Raw genomic sequence first — 21,813 nt, 5'->3', positions numbered from 1 at the left:
TTCAAACCTGTTCATATTACATCAATCAAAGTTATTGCCTTACACGTCACAAGTGAGGAAAAATGATTACAGAGAGGAAAAATGTCTCTTATGAATCATCTCAAAGATAAGGATTCTCGAAAATGAGAACGAATAAAGAGAATAGTGGTAGCGGTTTGCACCTTGTATGACCATAAAGAGGGGGGTGTTCACTGGATTTTTACTATGAGGTGATATGAAATGGATGTGATGGGCACTAAGAAATGTTTATTTTAACAGCACTTAATGGTTGGAAAATGATAGGCATTATACGCTCTAACTGTTCTTTATATGTTGTATTATTGTTTTTCGTGATAATTTATGTTTTTATAGATTACAGTTTTTTTCATGATAACCAATTTGGCGTAATGCTTCTCCTGTTGTTATGGCTACGCTCATGGCGAGATTTAGAGAGCGTGCCTGTGGTTGCATGGGAATTTTCAATGTGTAATCGGCCGCTTCATGAACATAATTGGGAACGCCAGCTGTTTCACGACCAAAAAGTAAAACATCATTTCTTTGATAGCATATCTGCGTATAGCATGTTTTTGCTTTTGTACTTAAAAGCAATAGGCGGCGGTTAAAGTGTTTCATGGAGCTTATAAAATGTTGCCAATCAATGTGTCGTTCTAAGGAAGCATATTCGAGATAATCCAATCCTGCGCGTTTGAGATTACGATCCGACAGATTAAAGCCTGCAGGTTCAATAATGTGCACATGTAAACCAAAGCAAGCGCTAAGACGTAAAATCGTTCCAGTATTACCAGCAATATCAGGTTGGAAAAGAGCTATATGAAGTGTCATGTTCTCTGTAATATGATTTTTCTTTCGACTTTGTAAAGAAGCACCACAATTTATTCGAAAAATATGCTTTGAGAAATACATGTTTTTTACGGTTCATTTTTATACCCTTTAAATTTCAGGGAAAAAGTTATGTATACAGGTCTGTTTGGGATCAGAGAGAAGCTCCCTATTAGGGACTTCCTTTTATTGAGCAATCCATGAAATGAATTGGCTCATTATGTTGAAAAGTGGGATATTTAATGAGGTTAGATCATCAATTTTAATTAAAATCAACAAAATATGCTTTTTATGCAAAAACAGAAGCGAAAAAAATACTCATGCAACCAGTTGGAATTGAGGGAGGGAGAGAAGCTGTAAATGTGTTAAAGAAATAACCGATAAGCTCAACTTGTTTACTGAGATATGGTCATAACAAGACTATGTTTCTTTCTTTAGAAGTGTTTATTTACATGCTATCTCTGATTTTCACGGGCGGGGGAGTAATTTTGATTGATTAATATGAATAGGTTTGAAATGAAAAAACCTTACGGTGTTTAGGGATTTCATTCACTCTGTAAAACGATGAATTATCATTATAAAACAGTTTTTTGTATAAACCATACAAATGGCAGGAGTTTTTTACGGGGATGTTTTTATGGTTGAGGTAACGGAGTGATCAAGCATTGTACAATGGGAGAGGGTATGGTAAAAGAATATTTTAGCAAAGTGTCTCTTTAAGTTAAGTCCATGGGTGAGCAAACGAGGCGGGATTTTCTGTTTTTGGTAACAGCTGTTGCAGGAGCAGTTGGAATGGGAGCGGTTGTGTGGCCTTTTATCCGTCAGTTGCGTCCAGATGAAGCTGTTTTGGCATCTTCCTCTGTTGAGGTTGATCTTTCTGGTATTGAAGAGGGGATGTCAGTAACGGTAAAGTGGCGAGGACAGCCTGTTGTTATTCGAAATCGTACGGCAAAAGAAATTGCTGATGCGCGCGCTACTGAATTGAGACTTCTAAAAGATCGTCAAGCGCGCAATCCTAATCTTGAAGGTGAAAAAGAAGCGACGGATTTTGCACGTTCAGCAGGTAAAGGACGTGAAAATTGGCTTATCGTCATTAATCTTTGTACGCATTTAGGCTGTATAACACTTGGGCAATCTGGGAAATTTGGAGGGTGGTTGTGTCCATGTCATGGGTCTGTTTATGATACAGCTGGAAGAGTGCGGTCGGGTCCAGCTAACTATAATTTGGCTATTCCTCCTTACCAATTTCTTTCTGATACTTTGCTCAAAATAGGATAAGGTTATGACAAGGTTTTCTCCTTATTGTCCTAAAAATGCACTTGCCCGTTGGTTTGATAAGCGTTTTCCTCTTCCTCGTTTTTTTTATAATGCATTTGTGATTTTTCCTGTTCCGCGTAATCTTAATTACTTTTATACATTTGGCGGTATTTTGACCATTATGCTTGTGTCACAGCTTTTGACTGGTATTGTCTTGGCTATGCATTATGTTCCGGATATTCATTTGGCTTTTGAAACCAGTGAACGATTTCGGCGTGAAGGGCAGTTTGGTTGGCTTTTTCGTCCATGGCATTGTGTAGGCTCTTCGTTTTTTTTTATTGCTGTTTATATCCATTTGGCACGTGGACTTTATTATGGTTCTTATAAAAATATGCGAGAAATGGTATGGGTTACAGGTATTTTTATTTATATCATCATGATGGCAATAGCATTTTTTGGTTATGTGCTTGTTTGGGGGATGATGTCTATTTCAGCGGCTTCAGTGATTGCAGGGCTTTTAAAAACGATACCTTTGGTGGGGACATGGTTGCATGAGACACTTCTGGGTGGTTATGTCGTAGGACAACCAACGTTGAATCGTTTTTATGTTTTCCATTATGTTTTATCATTTATTTTGCTTCTTTTTGTGGGGCTGCATATTTGGGCAATTCATTGTGTTGGGCAAGGCAATCCAACGGGTCTTGCTATACAATCAGATAAGGAAACAGTTCCATTTTCGCCTTATGCGCTTATCAAAGATATTTTTGCTATTACTGTTTTTCTCATCTTCTTTGCCTGGTTTTTGTTTTATATGCCCGATTATATGGGGCAGGCTGAAAATTATAGTGTGGCAGATCCTTTAAAGGCACCTCTTCGTGTGGTTCCAGAATGGTATTTTTTGCCTTTTTATGCGATGCTTCGTGCTATAACTTTTGATATCGGTATTTTCTCTTCAAACTTTGTTGGCTTTGTTTTATTCGTCAGTTCGATTTGCATTTTAATTTTTGTGCCATGGTTAGACCGCTCTAAAATATGTTCAGCAAGATATCGACCTGTTTATAAAATTTTCTTTTGGGCGTTGGTTATTGATGTCGTTTTTCTTGGTTGGTTGGGGTCAAGAGAAATAAGTGACAAAATTCTTTTATGGACACAATTGGCTACGGTTTATTATTTTATATTTTTTTTGGTTATTTTGCCGATTTTGCCAGCGTTTGAAAAAAATTGTTCTCTTCCTTCTTCAATTATGCAAGATTTAAAACAGAAAAAAAAGAGACTATGGTAAATGTTTTTGTTGGGTTGGTTGTTATTGTTGCTATGAGTTTTTCTGCTCAGAGTTTAGCGAGTGATGCCTCTGATCAGGAAGAGGGATTTATTTCCTTTCCTTTACAGATTCCTAAAAAACAAGAATGGAGTTTTTCAGGTCCATTTGGGCTTTATGATAAGGCGCAATTGAGGCGTGGATTAAAGGTTTATAAACAAGTTTGTTCCAGCTGCCATGGGCTAAAATATGTGGCTTTTCGTAATTTAAAAGATCTTGGGTATGATCAAGAACAGATAAAAGCTTTGGCGGGGCAATATGAAGTGTGCGATGGTCCTAATCGAGAAGGAAAATTTTTTAAACGTGCTGGGGTTGCAACGGATTATTTTCCTTCTCCCTTTTCACATGAAGAAGAAGCAAGATTTATTTTGAATAGTGCTTATCCTCCAGATTTGACATTGATGGCACGTGCACGTGGGGTATCTTTGCCGTTTCCTGCTTTAATTACTGATGCATTGACTCATTATGATACAGCTGGTCCAGATTATATTACAGCTCTTTTAACAGGATATCAGAAGGCACCGAAGGAGATAAAAGTTTCTGATGGTTATTGGTATAATCCTTATTTTATTGCCGGTAATTCTTTAACTATGGCTCCTCCTTTGAGTGATGGTATGGTTACTTATGAAGATGGAACCCCAGAAATCATTGAACATTATGCGCGCGATGTTTCTGCTTTTTTGATGTGGGCTGCCGATCCTCATATGGAAATTCGTAAAAAAACCGGTTTTCGTGTTATTTTATTTTTAATCATTTTTGCAGGGTTTGTTTATATTTTAAAAAATCGTATTTGGTGTCGTTTAGAAGAAGAATTAGAGAAAGAAATAAAAGACGAAATAAAGAGAAAAGGGTAAAGTGATAAGGCTCAAAAGAGTATAGAGTATAAAGAGCATAAGGAACAAATCTTTTTATGATGCATTGAGGTTTTATAAAGTAAAAGCAAAGTAAAAATGGAGATGTTAAAATGAAAAAAATTGCATGTACTACTCTTATGTCAATTTTGATGGTTTCTAGTACTTATGCTCAGTCTTTTGAAGTGCCTTCAAAACCTGAAATGATCTCTTCGACGGGTATTGTACAGGTGGGGATAGATAAGTCTGTGCGTTATGTGACACCTTTAGCAACGGATTTTGTTGCTTCCAGTCTTATAGGCGCCAATGTATATAATATAGAAGATGAAAATATTGGTGAAGTAAAAGATATTATTTTACGTGAAAATAATATTGCAGGATTTGTTATTGCTGTTGGTGGTTTTCTTGGCATAGGCGAGAGTTATGTGGTCGTTTCTCCAGAAACAATCCAGATGACAAATGATTATGGTAAATGGAAACTTATTACAAATGCGACAAAAGATTCTTTAAAGAACGCTCCAACATTTAAATACGAAGGGCGTTGGACACGCTAATTTTATATTTCTATTCTTTAATGGACCAAGCTGTTGCTATCACAATCATATGCTAGCAACAGTTTTTTTGTTCTAAAAACTCTTGAGAATTTTTGCGACAAGATTCCAAGGAGCTATTACCAAAGTTTTCAAGATAAACTATTAAGACAGAGTGAAGATTTAAGTATTATGTTTAAATAACATGATATCGCCATCTTGCACAATGTATTCCTTTCCTTCATCGCGGGCTTTTCCTGCTTCCTTTGCACCGCTTTCTCCACCCAGAGCAATATAGTCATTATAGCTGATGGTTTGGGCACGAATGAAACCGCGCTCAAAATCTGAATGAATAATACCAGCTGCTTGGGGAGCTTTTGTACCACGCGTAATTGTCCATGCTCGTGTTTCCTTAGGCCCACAGGTGAAGTAAGTAATGAGATCAAGTAAATGGTAACCAGCGCGAATGAGGCGATTGAGACTCGGTTCAAAGAGTCCTAGCGCATTGAGATATTCTGATGCTTCAGCATCACTCAGTTGTGTGATTTCCGCTTCGATAGAAGCAGAAATGATAATGCTTTGCGCATTTTGCTCTGTTGCCATTTTTTCAACTGTTTGGGTAAAGCTATTTCCACGAGCGGCGTCATTTTCGCTTACATTACAAACATAAAGTACAGGCTTGGAGGTTAAAAGATTCAAACTCTTAAGAATGTGGTGTTCATCGGAAGAAATATCTTTGAGTAATAACCGGACAGGGTTTCCCTGTTGCAGTATGTTTAATGCTTTTTCCATAATAGGTAAAATTGTGAGAGCTTCTTTGTCTTTTCCGGTTGCTCGTTTACGGATTTGTATGATTCGTCTCTCAAGACTTTCAAGATCCGCAAGCATGAGTTCGGTTTCAACCGTTGTCGCATCACAAAAAGGATCAATACGTCCCTCTACATGGGTAATATCTTCATTTTGAAAACAGCGTAAAACGTGGACAATGGCATCGACTTCGCGAATATTGGCTAAAAACTTGTTTCCTAAACCTTCGCCTTTTGAAGCTCCTCGCACAAGCCCCGCAATATCGACGAAGTTAATGCGTGTAGGAATCATTTCTTTTGAACCAGCGATTGATGCAATTTTTTCCATTCGTAAATCTGGAACAGCAACTTCTCCGGTATTGGGTTCAATGGTACAAAAAGGATAATTGGCAGCCTGTGCAGTGGCTGTTTTTGTTAATGCATTAAAAAGAGTTGATTTCCCGACATTAGGTAATCCGACAATACCGCATTTAAAGCCCATGAGAGTCTTTCTTTTCTATTAATTTTATGGTCAAGATAAAGCTTCCTTTTTATAGCATATTTTCAGAAGAGTTATAGTCCTAGTCTTGCGATAAGTGAGAAAAAAGTCTAAAGTAATAGATATCTACTTTTTTACCTTAGTTCTTCTTACCTTATTGTTCTCCTTAGTTACAAGGATAAGAAAACTTCGAATTAATGTTAATATTGTGCTAAGTTTTTCATGGTATGCAAATCTGCATAAATAATTAATCGGAGAAAATAGAAGAGTGTTATCTCGTTGTGCCTTTTTAATTGCAGCACTTTTGGCTTTGGCTGGATGTGCTACACGTCAGTCAGATATGTCATCGGTACCTTTTCAACAAGTTCGATACATTCCACCAGAAATACAGGCTTTGTATGGTCCTGTAACGAATGAGACCTATTCGTTACCTGCTGTTGATCTTGCGACAATTGATCCAAAATATTGGCGACAAGAGGTGATTTATTATACATCTTATGCGCCTGGAACATTGGTTATAGATACGCAAGAGTGTTTTCTTTACCTTATTGGTGAAAATGGAAAAGCTTTGCGTTATGGGATTGGTGTCGGTAAAGAAGGCCTAGCATTTGAAGGTGAGGGGGTTATACAGCGCAAGCGTCGGTGGCCAAATTGGGCTCCTACTGCAGCTATGATGGCTCGAGAACCAGAACGTTATGGTCATCTTGGGAAAGGAATGCCACCAGGGCCCGATAATCCATTAGGTGCGCGGGCACTTTATTTGTTCAAAAATGGGAAAGATACACTTTTCCGTATTCATGGCTCACACGAATCGTGGTCAATTGGGCGTGCTATTTCAAGTGGGTGTATCCGTTTGCTTAATCAAGATATTATCGATCTTTATGATCGTGTTCCTATTGGTTCGCGTGTTGTGGTATTGCAAAACAATAGGAGTATTCCTACAGTTTATAGTCAACAATCAAATGGTTACGATCCGCTACAGTCGACCATTCAGCCAAATGATTTTTTTTAATTTAGGGGAGAAGATTGGAGAGAGCTGTGTTTGCTGTTCAATCTTCTCTTTCTCTCAAAAGAGAATATAAGCCTTTCTTTTTCAAAGGTGTATACAAGCTTGTATTCTGTTCTATTTTCTAGCTTCTCACGTTGCCAACAGATTTTGCCTTTGAGAAAGTTTATAAGAGGATTTTTTTAAGAGTTCTTATCCATATTCTTCACGCGACTGGGACACGCAAGCCAATGGTTCTGATTGTATTTTATCGTTTGTGAAACTTCATTCATAAAGAGGGATTTATCATCTTTTATAAGGAGAGCGATATTTTTTGCGATTGTCTCTAAGAGAGGGGATAACCATTCTTGATCAGATTTGGTAAAATTCCCCAAGACATGTTGATGAACAAGTTCTTTGCTTCCAGGATGACCAATTCCTATGCGTATACGACAATAGTCAGTACCACAATGGGCATCAATAGACTTAATGCCATTATGCCCATTATTTCCTCCACCAATTTTTATACGAACTTTCCCCGGTGACAGGTCTAGCTCATCATAAATGATGATCAAATTCTTTAAATCTAATTTATAAAATCGCAAAGCTTCACCGATAGCTTGACCAGAAAGATTCATGAAAGTTTGTGGTTTTATAAGAAAAATTTTCTCATTATTTATGAAACCATTGGAGATTTCTGCTTGAAACTTCTTTGACCATGGAGAAAAAGAGAAGGACTGATAAATGGCATCAACAGCCATAAAACCGATATTATGGCGGTTATTTTGATATTGTAAACCAGGATTGCCAAGACCAGCAATAAGCCACATGTGTATCTTCAGTCAAAGTATGAGTAAGGGTAATGTCTCATAAATTAAGGCGGAAAAATTCCCGCCTTTTGAGTTTTATGAAGTTTGTGTGTCTTCTTCATCATTTTCTTGTTCAGAAGTTTCATCGCTGACATCCATGCCAGCAGGAGCTGCAATGGTTGCAATGGTAAAGTCTCGATCTTGGATGATGGGAGTCACATCTTTTGGCAGTTGCACTGCTGAAATGTGAATAGAATCACCAATAGAGTAGCTGGAGAGATCAATTTCAATAGCTTCAGGAATAGCACTTGCTGGAGCTGTACATTCAATTTCGTGCCGAACAATATTGAGGACACCACCCTTTTTAAGTCCAGGTGCCGTATCTTCATTGAGGAAGTGGACAGGAATATTCACTTCTACAACGGATTTTGCTGAAATGCGCAAAAAGTCTACATGGAGGGGAAAGTCACGCACGGGATCGAGTTGATAATCTTTTGGCAAAACCATAATTTTTTGCTTGTCAAGAATAATCGTTGCAATGGTGGTGCGAAAGCCACCAGCGTGAATTTTGTAGAAAATTTCTTTATAGGGAACTGTTATTGCCAAAGGAGGTTGTTTTTCACCATAAATGACAGCAGGAATAAGACCGTTGCGGCGAAGTTCACGGGAGGACCCCTTACCAACCCGCTCGCGTTTTTCGGCCTTAAGAGTGTAGCTTTTGCTCATAATTTAAGTCCTTTTTACATGATTGGAGATCCTTCAAAAACAGTAATAGTTTTTGCATGGATATGAAGATATGCGCTAACCAACAGCGATCACTCCATTCTGCGTTGCCTCCAAGGGTGTCTACGCAGAAGTTTGTTCTATAGTTCAAACTATTCATAGATGCAAGAGTTGTGGGAAAAATCGATGATTTCTACCGTTAAAAAGGAGGAAATGTTACAAATTACGGTGTGGATGGAGAATCAACCAATATGTGCTGGCGCTGATATGTTCAAAATCAAACACTGGAGATGTTATGAAGGTTGAGATTGCCTTGGGTGAGATGTCAGAGAGTCGTGCTTTGCATAAATCGATGCCAGCACTTCTTGATTTGGAAGAATTATTGGCGACACGTCTTCTTGTACAAGGTAATTCTGGTTCAGGGAAATCACATCTTTTACGCCGTCTTTTGGAGCAAAGTGCTAAGTGGGTGCAGCATTGTGTAATTGATCCAGAAGGCGATTTTGTAACTTTGGCAGATAAATTTGGTCATGTTATTGTAGAAGCTCAACGTAGTGAATTAGAATTGACTCGTATTGCCCATCGCATTCGACAACATCGAGTTTCAGTGGTATTTAATCTTGAAGGCTTGGATACTGAACAACAGATGCGTGCTGTTGGGGCTTTTCTTGGGGCACTGTTTGATGTGGAACGTGATTATTGGTATCCTATGCTTGTCGTTGTCGATGAAGCACAATTGTTTGCTCCAACTGCGGCAGGAGAAGTTTCTGATGAAGCGCGTAAAATTTCTTTGAGCGCTATGACCAATCTTATGTGTCGAGGACGTAAACGTGGTCTTGCTGGTGTTATTGCGACACAACGTTTGGCTAAGCTTGCCAAAAATGTTGCTGCGGAAGCTTCAAACTTTTTAATAGGGCGGACTTTTTTAGATATTGATATGGTGCGCGCTGCTGATCTTTTGGGAATGGAGCGTCGCCAAGCGGAAATGTTTAGAGATCTTGAACGGGGAAATTTTATAGCTTTAGGCCCTGCTTTATCACGACGTCCCTTACCAATCATTATCGGTTCTGTTGAAACTTTGGCACGCTCTTCTAGTCCTAAATTAATGCCACTTCCAACAGAGCGGGATGATGTGCAAGAGCTCGTTTTTACTGCTTCACCAGAGGAAATTTTAACGCCATTTAAACAAAAACGAGAGCCGATGAGGGAAAAGTCAATGCACGAGATGTTAGAGGAGGTCGTGCATAAAAAACAAGAGTTGTTGGAAGAAAACCCAAGTTTATTTCCTGAACTTTCTGATGTTGAGCGTGACGGGCAAGCAGAACATATTATTCGGGAAATTCTTGAGGATTCTGAAGCTTTTTATCGTTCAACAGCGGTGCTTTATCAAGATTTTTCAGTTCGTTGCCGTATCCATGGGATGTCAAAGGTTCCTTTTAATCTTTCACAATTTCGGCGTAAATTGGCTATTGCTCAGGCTTTTGTTGATGAACAAACGGCTGTCAGTGAACATTGGAAACATATTTTGCAGATATCAGAAAGTTTGGAAGAAGATGTTCAAGGAGTCTTCTTGAACGTGGCACAGTCCGCATTAGGGGGAAAGCCATGTCCATCTGATGCATTTTTAGCACGTCTTTATGGGACTCATTCTTTAAGCCGTGCACGCCGACTTTTAACCTACTTTGAAGAGCGTGGACTTATTGTTATTCACACGCATTTTAGTGGTCAACGTATTGTTGCCTTTCCTGATCTTGGTGTTGAAACAGCACCGGGAGACCCCAAGGAACCACTTTAACCAAATAAGCTGGAAACCGATTGTTCTGCTGCTGTCCTTGCTATTGCTTCTCCCATAAGGTCGGCAATGGGCAAAACACGAATATTATGGGTTTTCTCAATAGCTTGTGTTGGCATAATTGAATCTGTAATAACCAATTCTTTCATCTCTGAATTGGCAATTCGCTCGATTGCATTACCAGAAAGAACACCGTGCGTGATATAAGCCGTGACACTATTGGCACCATGTTTAAGCAGAGCACTTGCTGCATTGCATAAAGTTCCACCTGAATCAACAATATCATCAAGCAAAAGGCAATCTTTTCCCGATACATCTCCAATGATATTCATAACTTCTGATTCACCGGGGCTTTCGCGACGTTTATCCACAATAGCGAGCAAACTGTTCAAGCGCTTAGCGAGCGCGCGCGCACGCACCACACCACCCACATCAGGTGAAACAACGATAACATTTTCAAGAGAATAATGCACTTTGACATCGCGAGAAATGACAGGAACAGCATAGAGATTATCCGTAGGGATATCAAAAAAACCTTGAATTTGTCCTGCATGAAGGTCCAATGTTAAAACACGATGGGCCCCTGCTTCAGTAATTAGGTTGGCAACAAGTTTTGCAGAAATAGGAGTTCGTGGTCCTGGTTTTCTATCTTGGCGGGCATAGCCAAAATAGGGGATAACAGCTGTAATACGACGCGCAGAAGAACGACGAAGGGCATCAATCATAATGAGTAATTCCATCAAATGATCATTTGCGGGATAGGATGTAGATTGCAAAACAAAAACATCTTGTCCACGTACATTTTCATGCAGTTCTACGAAAATTTCTTGATCAGCAAAGCGCTTTACAGTCGCTTTGCCTAAGGGGATGTTCAAATAATTTGCAACATCTTCAGCTAGGCGTGGATTAGAATTTCCGCAGAAAAGTTTCATAGTAGAACCTCTGAATCATCATGGTGGGAATGCGACACGGTTTTTAATTTCTTTTTATTAAATTGCAAGAGAACAATTACAAAAGCCTTACAATTTTATCGATTATTATTAAAGAGCTATGCAGTATGTTTTCTCTTTTTCCAAAAGTTTATTACTTTTAGAGCAAAGTTTTTTCTCCATGCGGCAAAGAAATACATATTGATTAAGCTTTTTGGTTATTACTTTATAAAAATACTTTCAATATGGGGAATGCTTCATATTTAAGATGAATGAAGGGGAGTAATAAAAAGAAGTATCATCTTGCCTTCAATCATTATAACCAAACATTGAAAATGATCATAGCGAAGGCTATCATATTTTATGGGCTGGTAGATAATTTCGTGAAAAAAGCAAAGTACAATGGGATTTATTTTTACATTTGGGTAAAAAGTTTAGTTTTGCAGTTTTGGTATTGTTCTCAAGCATAAAGAGGCTCATCTTTTGTTTTTCAGCATAATAGCAGAAATCTGCCGTCCGTAATCGGGTTCGTTGCGGTGTATTGCACGGCGATAGGAGAAAAAACGCTGTTCATCTTGATAGGTACAAAGCTCTACACAAGAAGCATTAACACCTGCTTCTTTGAGTTGGTTTATAATAAATGCCCATAGATTAAAATAAAAGCGATTTATTTTGTCTGTTTTTAAAAAATATTTTTGGTATTTGCTGTGGTAATCAATAAATTGGTCGTAAAATTCATTTGTTACTTCATAGTGATAAGGGCCAATACAAGGTCCAAGGACTGCTGTTATTGATTGTCTTTTGGCTCCTTGTTTTTCCATAACAGCAATTGTTTTCTCGATAATTCCATTTAAGCTTCCACGCCAGCCAGCATGAGTTGCAGCGATGACTCCAGCTTGTGGATCAGCAAACAGAATGGGTCCGCAATCTGCTGTAAGAACCCCAATAACGAGTTCTGGGGTGGTCGTAACCAGAGCATCAGCTTGAGGAGGTGCACCGATAATTGCTTGATGAGCTACGACAACGTTACAGGAGTGTATTTGATTAACTGTGACTAAATTTTGCGCTTCAATAGAAAAATAATTGGCAATCAAAAGACGATTCTGTACAATATATTCAAGTTGATCATTTGAACCTTTCCCAACATTAAGACTATGATAAAGATTTTTTGAAACACCACCTTGACGTGTAAAAAATCCATGTTTTATTCCATGGGAGTGTAAAGTAGAAAGATTTTTTGCAAGAATGGGATGAGGGATAGATTTCATAAAAGTTCCTTATGGAGATTATTTAAAGTGAGGATGGAGATGTTCATATTTGTCAATGAATATTTCAGATAATGATGTGCTTATTGACAAAAGCGCCGATCATTAAAATTGGGGAGGTATGGAGATATTTTTATCACTGAAATGTAAAACTTTAAATAATTTTCCCATCTGATCTGGACTAGCGAGCCGTTCGATGTCTTGGCGGATTTTGTCTTGCAAAGGAGCACTTTTGCCAACTCCAAGCTGGTTTACGCGCTCCAGTAGCCCCATTTTAAAAAGAAAATCTCCTTGCTCGAAGATTTCAGCAAAACAGCCCTGTTCAAGAGCTATGTTTTTTAAAAAAGAAAAATCAACATGGGATGTTAAATCATGTTCACCAGGGGCATCAAAAACATCACGAAATCTATGTTTTGAGAGTGCTTGCAAGGTATCGCCAAAGGCAAGCTCACAAGCACCATAGTCGATAAGTAAAGCAGAACCTGTCACTTGCACTAAATGGTGGCTGATTTGTTGCATGAATTGATGCCGTAAGGGGGCATGTTCAAAAATTGTTCCGTCAGGCACTTTAGAACAACAGGTTTGTAGACAAGAAGAGGGAAGTTTATGCGGGGCAGCAATAAAGATGAAATCTCCATTTTGATTGACTGTAATGCGGCGCTCTTTCCATTCTCCATTGACTTTAATATATTGGTTGATAGGGAGTGTATCGAGAAATTCATTAGCAATGAGGAAGAGAGGTTTTGAAGGAATTTTATTAAAATTTTCAATGCTATGGATTTGTTTTTGATAAGAGAAAAGGCGTTTTTTTTGTTCTTTTGCAAGTTTTTTGCTTATTTCGATCAGAAAAATTTCAGCAGCATTAAATGCCGTTTGAGAGAGCTTTTGGATAGTTCGCAAAATGTCATCCATCAAAGTTCCTCGTCCTGGACCTATTTCAGCGAGAATAAAAGGGTGAGGGCACCCTTGAGCTTTCCAGCTTGCAAGAGTCCAAATGCCAATCATCTCTCCAAATAATTGGCTTATTTCAGGTGCTGTAATGAAATCACCAGCATGTCCAAAAGGGGTTTGTGTGTGATAATAACCAAATTGGGGATCGGTGAGTGCCAACGTCATATATTGGCTAACAGTGATTGGTCCATTAAGGACAATAATTTCTTTAATTTTTTCTTTGAGATTGGCCATTTTCTGTCGGTTTATATTTAAAGGCGTGGAGAAGAAGATAAAACCCTACAAGAAGCATGGGAAGAGATAAAGCCATGCCATAGGTAAAACCAGTAGAATGGAAAAGAGTCGAAAACCATTCTGGATCTTCTTGAGGCGCACGGTAAATTTCAGAAATGCTGCGTGTTACTGCGTAGCCTATAATAAATGTTCCTGATACAGTACTGGGACGCTTTAATGCTTTGAACCCAAAAATAAGAAGACACAGGATGATGAAGAGAAGAAATCCTTCCATAAATGCTTCGTAAAGCTGGCTTGGATGGCGCGGTAAATAGTAAGGATCGAGAGGAAAACAAACAGCCCAAGGATGTGTAGTGATATTGCCCCATAACTCTTGGTTGATGAAGTTGCAGATTCGTACAATGCCGATACCAATAGGCGCACCTGCAGCAATGATATCAAACATGGCTCGTATGTTAATATAATTTTTACGGGCAAACCAAATCATAGCAATGATAATACCAATAAGTCCGCCATGAAAGGACATTCCCCCATCCCATACGGCAATAATAGCACTTGGATGGTTAAAATAGTAAATGGGATCCCATACAAGAACTTGTCCTAAACGCCCTCCGATAACAACACTTATGGCAGACCAGACAACAAAATCTCCGATCTTTTCTTTATCCATAGGAGGGTGGTCTCTATACCATAGAGATGTTTTTTTTAATAATTTTTGCGCATACCACCAAGCAAAAAGAATACCCAGTACGTAACCAAGTCCATACCAATGAAGTGCTATGGGACCTAGCTGGATAATGACAGGATCAAGGAAAGACGGAAAAGCAATGGCTGGACAAGACAGATTGTTCATGAGTTAAGCATTTTACATTATACGAGATGAATATGAAGTGACTCTGATGGTCAGAAATGACAGATGAATGCACAATGGTCAAGTCAGTAGGGAGGCTAGTCAGAAAGGGAGATAGATTTCCACTGATTTATCGCGGTAAAAAATATGGTGATAAAGGAATATTAAAAAATCTTAAACAAAATCGTTATGATAAAGTCTACATAGTATGTAAAATATAGAGTAAAAGGAACAAATTACAGTATCTAAATGTTATGAGAATACGCTATAATGCGTGCGTCAATAATTAAAATTTAAGGAAAAATGTTATGCGTAATGGATCAAATCGTATTCTTGATGAATTAGCAAAATTAGCAACGGATGCTGCTGACGTTGCGCAAGGCATACGACGTGAAGCTGGAACAGCTTTTCGTGTGCAGGCTGAAAAGATAGCAAACAAACTTGATCTTGTTTCTCGCGAAGAGTTTGAGACTTTTAAGGAGATGGTGCTGAAAATCCATGCTGATAATGCTGATTTGAAAAGGCGCCTTGATGATTTAAAAAAAGATGATTAAAAAAACGCAGACACAAAAAAGTAAAATAGTTTCTTAAAAAAAGAATCTTCAAAAAATATCCCCAATTTTTCAATGTGATGCGTGAAACTAAAAAATGCTTAATCTTGAGTCTGTTAGAGCGGATCATTTGTTTATTTTTGATTTTTTTTTGGGTAAAATACATTTTTTTGAATCAGGGGGGCTGGCGCTATGAAATTGTATCAATACACTGAAAAGACTTGATGATTCGTTTTATGACTATCAGGTTGCCCTAAACAGCGCGATTGTGTTCTGGGTGTTTGTGTACTGTCGATGTTTTTATGTGTATTTGTTTGGTGTAAAGGTTCTGATTGTAGCAAAATATTGTTACAGTTTAGACGGTTTATATTCTGTTGACAATGTTTTAAGATGATTGAGGATTGTGATGAGGCTTGCATTTTGCGCCACAGAAAGAAAAGAGCACCCTGTTGACTTTATCGAACAGATTGCCTGTGAATATGATTGGTCGTTTGAGCGGGATGCACAAGATGAAATTAGCGTTTGTGTGGAAGGAAAACGCGCAAACTATCGTCTTGCTTTTTCATGGATGGAAGAGCATGAAGCACTTCATTTAGCTTGTTCGTTTGATCTCTCTACTAAAAATGCTCGAACAGCTGAAATACAGCGCTTATTGCTAGCAATTAATGAAAAGTTGTTGTTGGGACATTTTGATTACTGGCAAAGGAATAATTCAGTCATTTATCGACAAGGTCTTCTTTTGGCTGGTGGGATGCATCCATCTCATATACAGGTTGAAACATTGTTGATACATGCACTTAAAGCTTGTGAAAGCCATTATGTTGCATTTCAGATGGTTGCTTTGTCGGGAGAAAGTGCTTACAAAGCACTGCAATACACTTTGTTTGAAACTGTAGGGAATGCCTAAAATATACAGTCTGTTATTTTTACAGACGGTTTGCGGAAATATTGCTCATAGGGGGACATCAAGAATAGCGCGCACTCCCCCGAGTGGGCTTTCATCTAATTGTATATTGCCACCATGGCTGCGTGCTATGTCTTGAGCAATAGAAAGACCAAGTCCTGTTCCACTTGCATCTTGATTTCGCGCTTTATCAAGTCGAAAGAATGGCTTAAAAACTTCTGTGCGCATATTTTTATGAATTCCAGGTCCATTATCATCGATTATCAATATAAAAGATTCTTGTTGAGAGTTAGCGGTTAGTTTAACAGTCGTGCCGTAACAAAATGCATTTGTTACAAGATTGCTGACTAAGCGTGTGAAAGCACGGGGACGTACTTGTATTTCTTTAGGACCTTCAATGGTGTAAGAAAATTGACGTTTGTGAAGACGAGCATCGGTGGAGAATTTTTGCATAAGAGCATTTAAATCAAAAGTCTTGATACTTTCACTTCCTTCACCACGAGCAAAAGAAAGATAATCTTCTAACATATTTTGCATGTCACTTACATCTTGCTCAAGCGGTTTAATATCAAAGTCAGTATTTACTAATGCCAGCTGAAGTTTAAAGCGTGTAAGAATGGTTCTTAAATCATGACTTACTCCTGAGAGCATCATGGTACGTTGTTCAATTTGGCGTTCAATACGTTCACGCATGCGTAAAAAAGCGATGCCTGCACGACGGACTTCATCAGCTCCTTGTGGTTGAAATCCTTTTGGTAAAGGACGACCGCGTCCAAAGCTTTCTGCTGCTTCAGCCAATTGTTGAATCGGTTTGATTTGATTGCGTAAAAAGTAAATTGCTATCAGCAATAAAACAAGAGCTGTTCCTACCATCCAGCTTAAAAAAATAGCAGTATTGGAAGCATAGGCTTGGCTGCGTGGAGCAAAGACGCGTAAAATGTTGTGACCAAGGTGGATACGGATTTCAACAAGATCAGAATCTCCTACGGTATCGATCCAGAAGGGACGGTTAATTTGGCGGGTGATTTCTTCACTTAAAAAATAGTCAAGAATTGCAAAAAATGGCTTAGGTCCTGGAGGGGGTAAGGAGGTAGGAGATAGAATAGAAATATTTAATCCCATACGTTGTTGTGCAATACGCTTGATATCTTCATAGTTATCTTGTTGGGGATATGTTTCAAGAATATCAATAATGGCTGAAATATCATGCACGACAGCCGTTGAAAGACGCTCCGTTACCATTTGCCAATGGCGTTCCATAAAGACATAAGCAATGACCGTTTGCAGAAGCACCATGGGAGCAATGATAATGATCAAAGAGCGAGCATAAAGCCGTTTAGGCATTTTTTTCGTTAACCATCGAAGAAAAAATCTTAAAGGTTTGATCATTCTTGTGCCTATTCAATAGAGAGTTTATACCCTATTCCTCGCACGGTTTGGAGCCATATAGGCAGTGCTGGGTTTTTTTCGATCTTACGACGAAGGCGGTTGATCTGCACATCAATGGCACGTTCACCTACATTGCTGTCATCGGTCGCGAATTTATGGCGCGGAATTGTATCGCCTGCATTTTCGGCAAAAATGATCATCATTTCTTGTTCTTTATCTGTTAATTTAATAATTTCTCCTCCTTTTTTGAGTTCGCGTCGTGAAATTGAAAATATATAAGGACCAAAAACTATTTGCTCAATTTTGGGTTGGTGAGGGGGAAAACCACGTCGTAAAATGGCGTTGATGCGAAGGAGAAGTTCACGAGGGTCAAACGGCTTAGCCAGATAATCATCTGCCCCTGCTTCTAATCCACGGATACGATTGCCTATTTCTGATAAAGCTGTTAACATGAAGATAGGGACATCTTTTGTTTGGCGGAGTGAATGAGTGAGATCAATACCGTTTTCGCTAGGCATCATGACATCAACAATAAGAAGATCAAAATCTAAACTTGCTAACAGTCGTCTTGCTTCATTCGCATTAGCTGAAACTGAAACACGAAATCCATTTTTAATGAGAAACTGAAATAAAAGATTGCGAATACGTGTATCGTCATCAATCACAAGAAGGTGAGGGGCATCGTCACACAAAACTTGAACGTGATTGCTCATTCTTAAAAAACCTTGATAAAAATTTAGTTTACACAAAATGCAAGTTTACATAAGTTGTATAAAGCTGTCGAGCAGCACCTTTACCTTAAAGGAGAGAAAGTTTTATTTATAAATTTAAAAAAGTTATTTTTGAAAAGGATATTATGGGTAGTCTTAATATACATATTATTCCAGTTACGACATTCCAACAAAATTGCACTTTGCTTTTTGATAGTGAATGTAAAACGGGGGTTCTCGTTGATCCTGGTGGTGATTGGCCTCGGATTCAAGACGTAATCGAAAAGAATGGTGTTATCGTTGAGGCTATTTGGATAACACATGGTCATTTTGATCATGTAGGAGCAGCAATGCAAGTAAAAGAAGCGCTTAATGTAAAAATTATCGGTTCACATCGCGATGATAAGCCTGTGATGGATGCCGTGAGCGAAAGCGCAAAAAATTATGGCATCACTGATGCTTGCATTTGTATTCCTGATCGATGGTTAGAAGATGGTGAGTGCGTTCATTTTGCTGGACATGTGTTTAAGGTTTTTCATACACCAGGGCATTCTCCTGGTCATGTTATTTATTTCAATGAAAAAGAGCGCTTAGCCCTCTTGGGTGATGTTCTCTTTCGTGGTTCTATTGGACGTACGGACTTCCCCTTCTGTTCTTATGAAAAATTGATGCAATCCCTTCGAGAAAAAGTTTTACCTTTAGGCGATGATGTTTGTTTTATCTGTGGGCATGGTCCCAAAAGTAGCATAGGCTATGAGCGACAAAATAATCCTTTTCTTCAAGATTTTAATATATGAGCAAATAAAAAAACGCTTTGAAGCGTTTTTTTTTGCCATTTAAGACTTTTTAGTAGAGCACAACAGAAGTTAATTTATTGGGGCATAACAAACGTGTTCCAAACCATTACGGTCTCGGAAAGTTCCTGTTTTAGGGTTGAAAGAACGGTATTTTTTCTTGCAATATTGAAGCCAATCAGACTCTAATGATTGTTGTACTGGCTCATATTCCACCGTTTGCGGAGTTTCATAAATTATCTGTTCTTGTGGAACCTGTTGATATTCAATTTGATGCTGTGGTGCGGTTTGATAAACAACTTGTGGCTGTTCTGATTTTTTAAAAATTTTGCCGAGAAGTGCACCTGCTGCAAGAGCAAGAATGCCCATTGCTAAAGCTTCTCCTGAGTTATTTATATTAATACTACTGTGTTTTGTCTTTTTGCGCTCGACATAATGATATGTCTTGTGTTCAACATGATGGTGTTGTTGTGCTCCCCATTTATGGCTAACATAATGACGCGTGTGGGGGTTATCAAAAGAGTGATGTTCACTATGAGAAAAATGGGAGCTAAAATTGTGAGACGGTAAACCAGCCTCCCTTCTCATATCATAGTTATGATACCATGCCATATCCGCAAGCGTTGGATCTAATGGCATCAAAATGGTTACAGTAGACATTGCTGATAATACCGCTAACCTGATCACTTTTTTCATAATGATGCTCCTTGTGTCAATTCGTATTTTTCACATCCTACACGTTTCAAACTGAATAGAGACTGAACAATTTTGGACTTTATTGTGACAAAAAAATAAAAATTCATTTAGTTAAAACTATTATCAATACAATAAAATAAAATCATGACAGAATTTTGATTTCAATTAATGTACTCTTCTTAAGATTAATTAAGCAGTTTGTATTTAGAGCACCAGATTTTTTACTATTGGTTATAAATTATTTATTGATGAGTAATTTTTTATTGCTTGATACAATATGAATTGAACAATAGGTGTATGAACAAAAGTTATCGTTTTTTATTATAGGCTTATGGTGCTAAGATAGAACCTTATTTGTGTGATTGAATACAGTCCTGTTTGACTACTCTCTTGTGAGGCTAAATATTGAGTTCGATATCATATTATAACTGTATAAATATAATATATTGCGGGAACTTTTTTTGATATATGGGAAACATTCTTGTTGGGATATGGCTGTTAGTTTGACAGTATTGGCATGACAAAATGCATTTGACACAATATTGCTGATGAGACGCGTGAAGGCACGTGGGCGTGCTTGTATTTGTGTAGGGCTTTCAATGGTGTAGGAAAATTGACGTTTGTGAAGATGCGCATCGGTGGAGAATTTTTGCATAAGAGCATTTAAATCAAAAGTTTTAACACATTCACTTTCTTCACTACGGGCAAAAGCAAGGTAATCTTCTAACATGTTTTGCGTGTCGCTCACATCTTGCTCAAGCGGCTTGATATCAAAGTCATTATTTGCTAATGTTAGCTGAAGTTTGAAACGGGTGGGAATGGTTCTTAAATCATGGCTTACATCCGCAAGCATCATGGGGCGTTGTTCGATATAGTTAGAAGATGGTGAGTGTGTGTATTTTGCTGGACATGAGTTTAGGGTTTTGCATACACTAGGGCATTCTCTTGGTCATGTTATTTATTTCAATGAAAAAGAGCGCTTAGCCTTCTTGGGTGTTGTTCTCTTTCGTGGTTCTATTGGACGTACGGACTTCCCCTTCTGTTCTTATGAAAAATTGATGAAATCCCTTCGAGAAAAAGTTTTACCCTTAGGCGATGATGTTTGTTTTATCTGTGGGCATGATCCCAAAAGTAGTATAGGCTATGAGCACCAAAATAATCCTTTTCTTCAAGATTTTAATATATGAGAAAACAAAAAAACGCTTTGAAGCGTTTTTTTTTGCCATTTAAAACTTTTTAGTAGGGCAGAACAGAAGTTAATTTATTGGGGCATAACAAATGTGTTCCAAACCATTACGGTCTCGAAAGGTCCCTGTTTTAGGGTTAAAGGAACGGTATTTTTTCTTGCAATAGTTAAGCCAATCAGATTCTAATGATTGCTGGAATGGCTCATATGCCACTGTTTGCTGCACTTGATAAACTCTTTGATTTTGCGGAACTTTTTGATAAATTACCTGATTTTGTGGTACTATTTGATAAACCACTTGTGGCTGTTCTGGTTTTTTTAAAATTGTACCAAGAATCGTACCTGTTGCAAGACCAAGAATACCCACCGCTAAAGCATCTCCTGAGTTATCTATATGAATATTACTGTGTTTTGTCTTTTTGCGCTCGACGTAATGATATGTTTTGTTTTCAACATGATGATAATGGTGGTGGTGGTGATGATGATGTTGTTGTTCCGTCTTACTCTGTTTGGCTACAGACCTTTCATGTTTGGCTTTAAATCTTCTCTTGTTGTCATCAGAACTCTTGTGGAAATCATCAACAAACTTTTGGAAATCATCAGATAAAAAGCTACGTTTTTTATCAGAACAATGGGAGCGAGAAAAACCGCAAGGCAGAATATCAGCTTTCTTCCTCATTTCCCTTATCGCATCATCTGTTTCTTTACGCATCTTCCTCATCATATCATCTATTTCTCTCGAGATAGAGTCACTACGATTCCATGCCATATCCGCAAGCGTTGCATTTAGCGGCATCAAAACGGTCACAGTTGACATTGCTGATAATACCGCTAGCCTGATCACTTTTTTCATAATGATGCTCCTTGTGTAAATTCGTATTTTTCACATCCTATACGTTTCAAACTGAATAGAGCCTGAACAATTTTGGGCTTTATTGTGACAAAAAAATAAAAATTTATTTAGTTAAATCTATCGCGGAGACAGT

The 21,813-nt window shown here is 38.2% G+C and carries 21 protein-coding genes and 2 pseudogenes; 10 read left to right on the top strand and 13 right to left on the bottom strand.

Features of this window, described 5'->3' with window-relative positions; translation table 11 throughout:
- Positions 1–345: 345 nt before the first annotated feature.
- A complete protein-coding gene (locus ACFING_RS01755) occupies positions 346–822 on the bottom strand; it encodes a tRNA (cytidine(34)-2'-O)-methyltransferase (RefSeq protein WP_375620690.1) in 477 nt (158 codons plus the stop codon).
- Between the two features lie 726 nt (positions 823–1,548).
- On the opposite strand from ACFING_RS01755, the gene petA reads away from it, so the two are divergent.
- The 4 genes from petA to ACFING_RS01735 all read left to right on the top strand — a co-directional run bounded on the left by petA (position 1,549) and on the right by ACFING_RS01735 (position 4,799).
- Positions 1,549–2,097, top strand: coding sequence for a ubiquinol-cytochrome c reductase iron-sulfur subunit (gene petA / locus ACFING_RS01750; RefSeq protein ID WP_375611173.1), 549 nt, complete (start codon positions 1,549–1,551; stop codon positions 2,095–2,097).
- A 4-nt stretch (positions 2,098–2,101) separates the two neighbouring features.
- Positions 2,102–3,358, top strand: coding sequence for a cytochrome bc complex cytochrome b subunit (locus ACFING_RS01745; RefSeq protein ID WP_375612985.1), 1,257 nt, complete (start codon positions 2,102–2,104; stop codon positions 3,356–3,358).
- Positions 3,352–4,248, top strand: coding sequence for a cytochrome c1 (locus tag ACFING_RS01740; protein ID WP_375629429.1), 897 nt, complete (start codon positions 3,352–3,354; stop codon positions 4,246–4,248). Before ACFING_RS01745 ends, ACFING_RS01740 begins: the two co-directional genes overlap by 7 nt.
- Positions 4,249–4,358: 110 nt before the next feature.
- A complete protein-coding gene (locus ACFING_RS01735; protein WP_375611176.1) occupies positions 4,359–4,799 on the top strand; it encodes a PRC-barrel domain-containing protein in 441 nt (146 codons plus the stop codon).
- Between the two features lie 159 nt (positions 4,800–4,958).
- Here the strand turns inward: ACFING_RS01735 and ychF are convergent, their stop codons facing one another.
- Positions 4,959–6,062: a redox-regulated ATPase YchF gene (gene ychF / locus ACFING_RS01730; protein WP_375629426.1), complete on the bottom strand. Its 1,104-nt coding sequence runs from the start codon at positions 6,060–6,062 to the stop codon at positions 4,959–4,961.
- A 265-nt stretch (positions 6,063–6,327) separates the two neighbouring features.
- On the opposite strand from ychF, the gene ACFING_RS01725 reads away from it, so the two are divergent.
- Positions 6,328–7,071 (top strand): L,D-transpeptidase, encoded by a 744-nt coding sequence (locus tag ACFING_RS01725; protein ID WP_375611178.1) that lies wholly within the window; start codon positions 6,328–6,330, stop codon positions 7,069–7,071.
- Positions 7,072–7,247: 176 nt separating this feature from the next.
- On the opposite strand, the gene pth is transcribed toward ACFING_RS01725, so the two are convergent.
- Entirely contained in the window at positions 7,248–7,874 is a 627-nt protein-coding gene (gene pth / locus ACFING_RS01720; RefSeq protein WP_375629423.1) for an aminoacyl-tRNA hydrolase, read from the bottom strand.
- A 75-nt stretch (positions 7,875–7,949) separates the two neighbouring features.
- Positions 7,950–8,579, bottom strand: a complete 630-nt coding sequence (locus ACFING_RS01715; protein ID WP_375611180.1) for a 50S ribosomal protein L25/general stress protein Ctc — start codon at positions 8,577–8,579, stop codon at positions 7,950–7,952.
- Positions 8,580–8,871: 292 nt separating this feature from the next.
- On the opposite strand from ACFING_RS01715, the gene ACFING_RS01710 reads away from it, so the two are divergent.
- A complete protein-coding gene (locus ACFING_RS01710; protein ID WP_375629420.1) occupies positions 8,872–10,371 on the top strand; it encodes a helicase HerA domain-containing protein in 1,500 nt (499 codons plus the stop codon).
- Here the strand turns inward: ACFING_RS01710 and ACFING_RS01705 are convergent.
- The 4 genes from ACFING_RS01705 to lgt all read right to left on the bottom strand — a co-directional run bounded on the left by ACFING_RS01705 (position 10,368) and on the right by lgt (position 14,600).
- Positions 10,368–11,300, bottom strand: a complete 933-nt coding sequence (locus ACFING_RS01705) for a ribose-phosphate pyrophosphokinase (RefSeq protein WP_375606345.1) — start codon at positions 11,298–11,300, stop codon at positions 10,368–10,370. The genes ACFING_RS01710 and ACFING_RS01705 overlap by 4 nt on opposite strands.
- A 473-nt stretch (positions 11,301–11,773) precedes the next feature.
- Positions 11,774–12,565, bottom strand: a complete 792-nt coding sequence (gene pgeF, locus ACFING_RS01700; protein ID WP_375629417.1) for a peptidoglycan editing factor PgeF — start codon at positions 12,563–12,565, stop codon at positions 11,774–11,776.
- A gap of 102 nt (positions 12,566–12,667) precedes the next feature.
- Positions 12,668–13,747 carry a class I SAM-dependent methyltransferase gene (locus tag ACFING_RS01695; protein ID WP_375629414.1) on the bottom strand — a complete coding sequence of 360 codons (1,080 nt, stop codon included), beginning with the start codon at positions 13,745–13,747 and terminating at the stop codon, positions 12,668–12,670.
- On the bottom strand, positions 13,722–14,600 hold the full coding sequence (gene lgt / locus ACFING_RS01690) for a prolipoprotein diacylglyceryl transferase (protein WP_375629411.1): 879 nt from the start codon (positions 14,598–14,600) through the stop codon (positions 13,722–13,724). The genes ACFING_RS01695 and lgt overlap by 26 nt, the downstream gene beginning before the upstream one ends.
- A 305-nt stretch (positions 14,601–14,905) precedes the next feature.
- Between lgt and ACFING_RS01685 the strand changes: the two genes are divergently transcribed.
- On the top strand, positions 14,906–15,151 hold the full coding sequence (locus ACFING_RS01685; protein WP_273791228.1) for an accessory factor UbiK family protein: 246 nt from the start codon (positions 14,906–14,908) through the stop codon (positions 15,149–15,151).
- Positions 15,152–15,554: 403 nt separating this feature from the next.
- Positions 15,555–16,055 (top strand): YbjN domain-containing protein, encoded by a 501-nt coding sequence (locus tag ACFING_RS01680; RefSeq protein ID WP_375629408.1) that lies wholly within the window; start codon positions 15,555–15,557, stop codon positions 16,053–16,055.
- A 45-nt stretch (positions 16,056–16,100) separates the two neighbouring features.
- On the opposite strand, the gene ACFING_RS01675 is transcribed toward ACFING_RS01680, so the two are convergent.
- Both ACFING_RS01675 and ACFING_RS01670 read right to left on the bottom strand, forming a co-directional pair.
- Complete coding sequence (locus tag ACFING_RS01675) at positions 16,101–17,441, bottom strand: ATP-binding protein (protein ID WP_375629405.1); 1,341 nt, start codon at positions 17,439–17,441, stop codon at positions 16,101–16,103.
- Positions 17,442–17,449: 8 nt separating this feature from the next.
- A complete protein-coding gene (locus ACFING_RS01670; RefSeq protein ID WP_375629404.1) occupies positions 17,450–18,154 on the bottom strand; it encodes a response regulator in 705 nt (234 codons plus the stop codon).
- A gap of 143 nt (positions 18,155–18,297) precedes the next feature.
- Between ACFING_RS01670 and ACFING_RS01665 the strand changes: the two genes are divergently transcribed.
- Positions 18,298–18,948 carry an MBL fold metallo-hydrolase gene (locus ACFING_RS01665; protein ID WP_375629401.1) on the top strand — a complete coding sequence of 217 codons (651 nt, stop codon included), beginning with the start codon at positions 18,298–18,300 and terminating at the stop codon, positions 18,946–18,948.
- A 69-nt stretch (positions 18,949–19,017) separates the two neighbouring features.
- Here the strand turns inward: ACFING_RS01665 and ACFING_RS01660 are convergent, their stop codons facing one another.
- Both ACFING_RS01660 and ACFING_RS01655 read right to left on the bottom strand, forming a co-directional pair.
- Positions 19,018–19,641 (bottom strand): BA14K family protein, encoded by a 624-nt coding sequence (locus ACFING_RS01660; RefSeq protein ID WP_375629399.1) that lies wholly within the window; start codon positions 19,639–19,641, stop codon positions 19,018–19,020.
- A gap of 472 nt (positions 19,642–20,113) precedes the next feature.
- Positions 20,114–20,512: pseudogene (locus ACFING_RS01655) on the bottom strand (sensor histidine kinase); the annotation flags it as partial.
- Between the two features lie 4 nt (positions 20,513–20,516).
- On the opposite strand from ACFING_RS01655, the pseudogene ACFING_RS01650 reads away from it, so the two are divergent.
- Positions 20,517–20,828 (top strand): annotated as a pseudogene (locus ACFING_RS01650) (MBL fold metallo-hydrolase); the annotation flags it as partial.
- Positions 20,829–20,897: 69 nt separating this feature from the next.
- On the opposite strand, the gene ACFING_RS01645 reads toward ACFING_RS01650, so the two are convergent.
- On the bottom strand, positions 20,898–21,680 hold the full coding sequence (locus ACFING_RS01645) for a BA14K family protein (RefSeq protein ID WP_375629396.1): 783 nt from the start codon (positions 21,678–21,680) through the stop codon (positions 20,898–20,900).
- Between the last annotated feature and the right edge of the window lie 133 nt (positions 21,681–21,813).

This window comes from Bartonella sp. AP150HLJHH (genome assembly GCF_042196385.1).
In the GTDB taxonomy this organism is placed as follows: Bacteria; Pseudomonadota; Alphaproteobacteria; order Rhizobiales; family Rhizobiaceae; genus Bartonella.
This window is presented reverse-complemented; position numbering and strand designations above follow the sequence as displayed.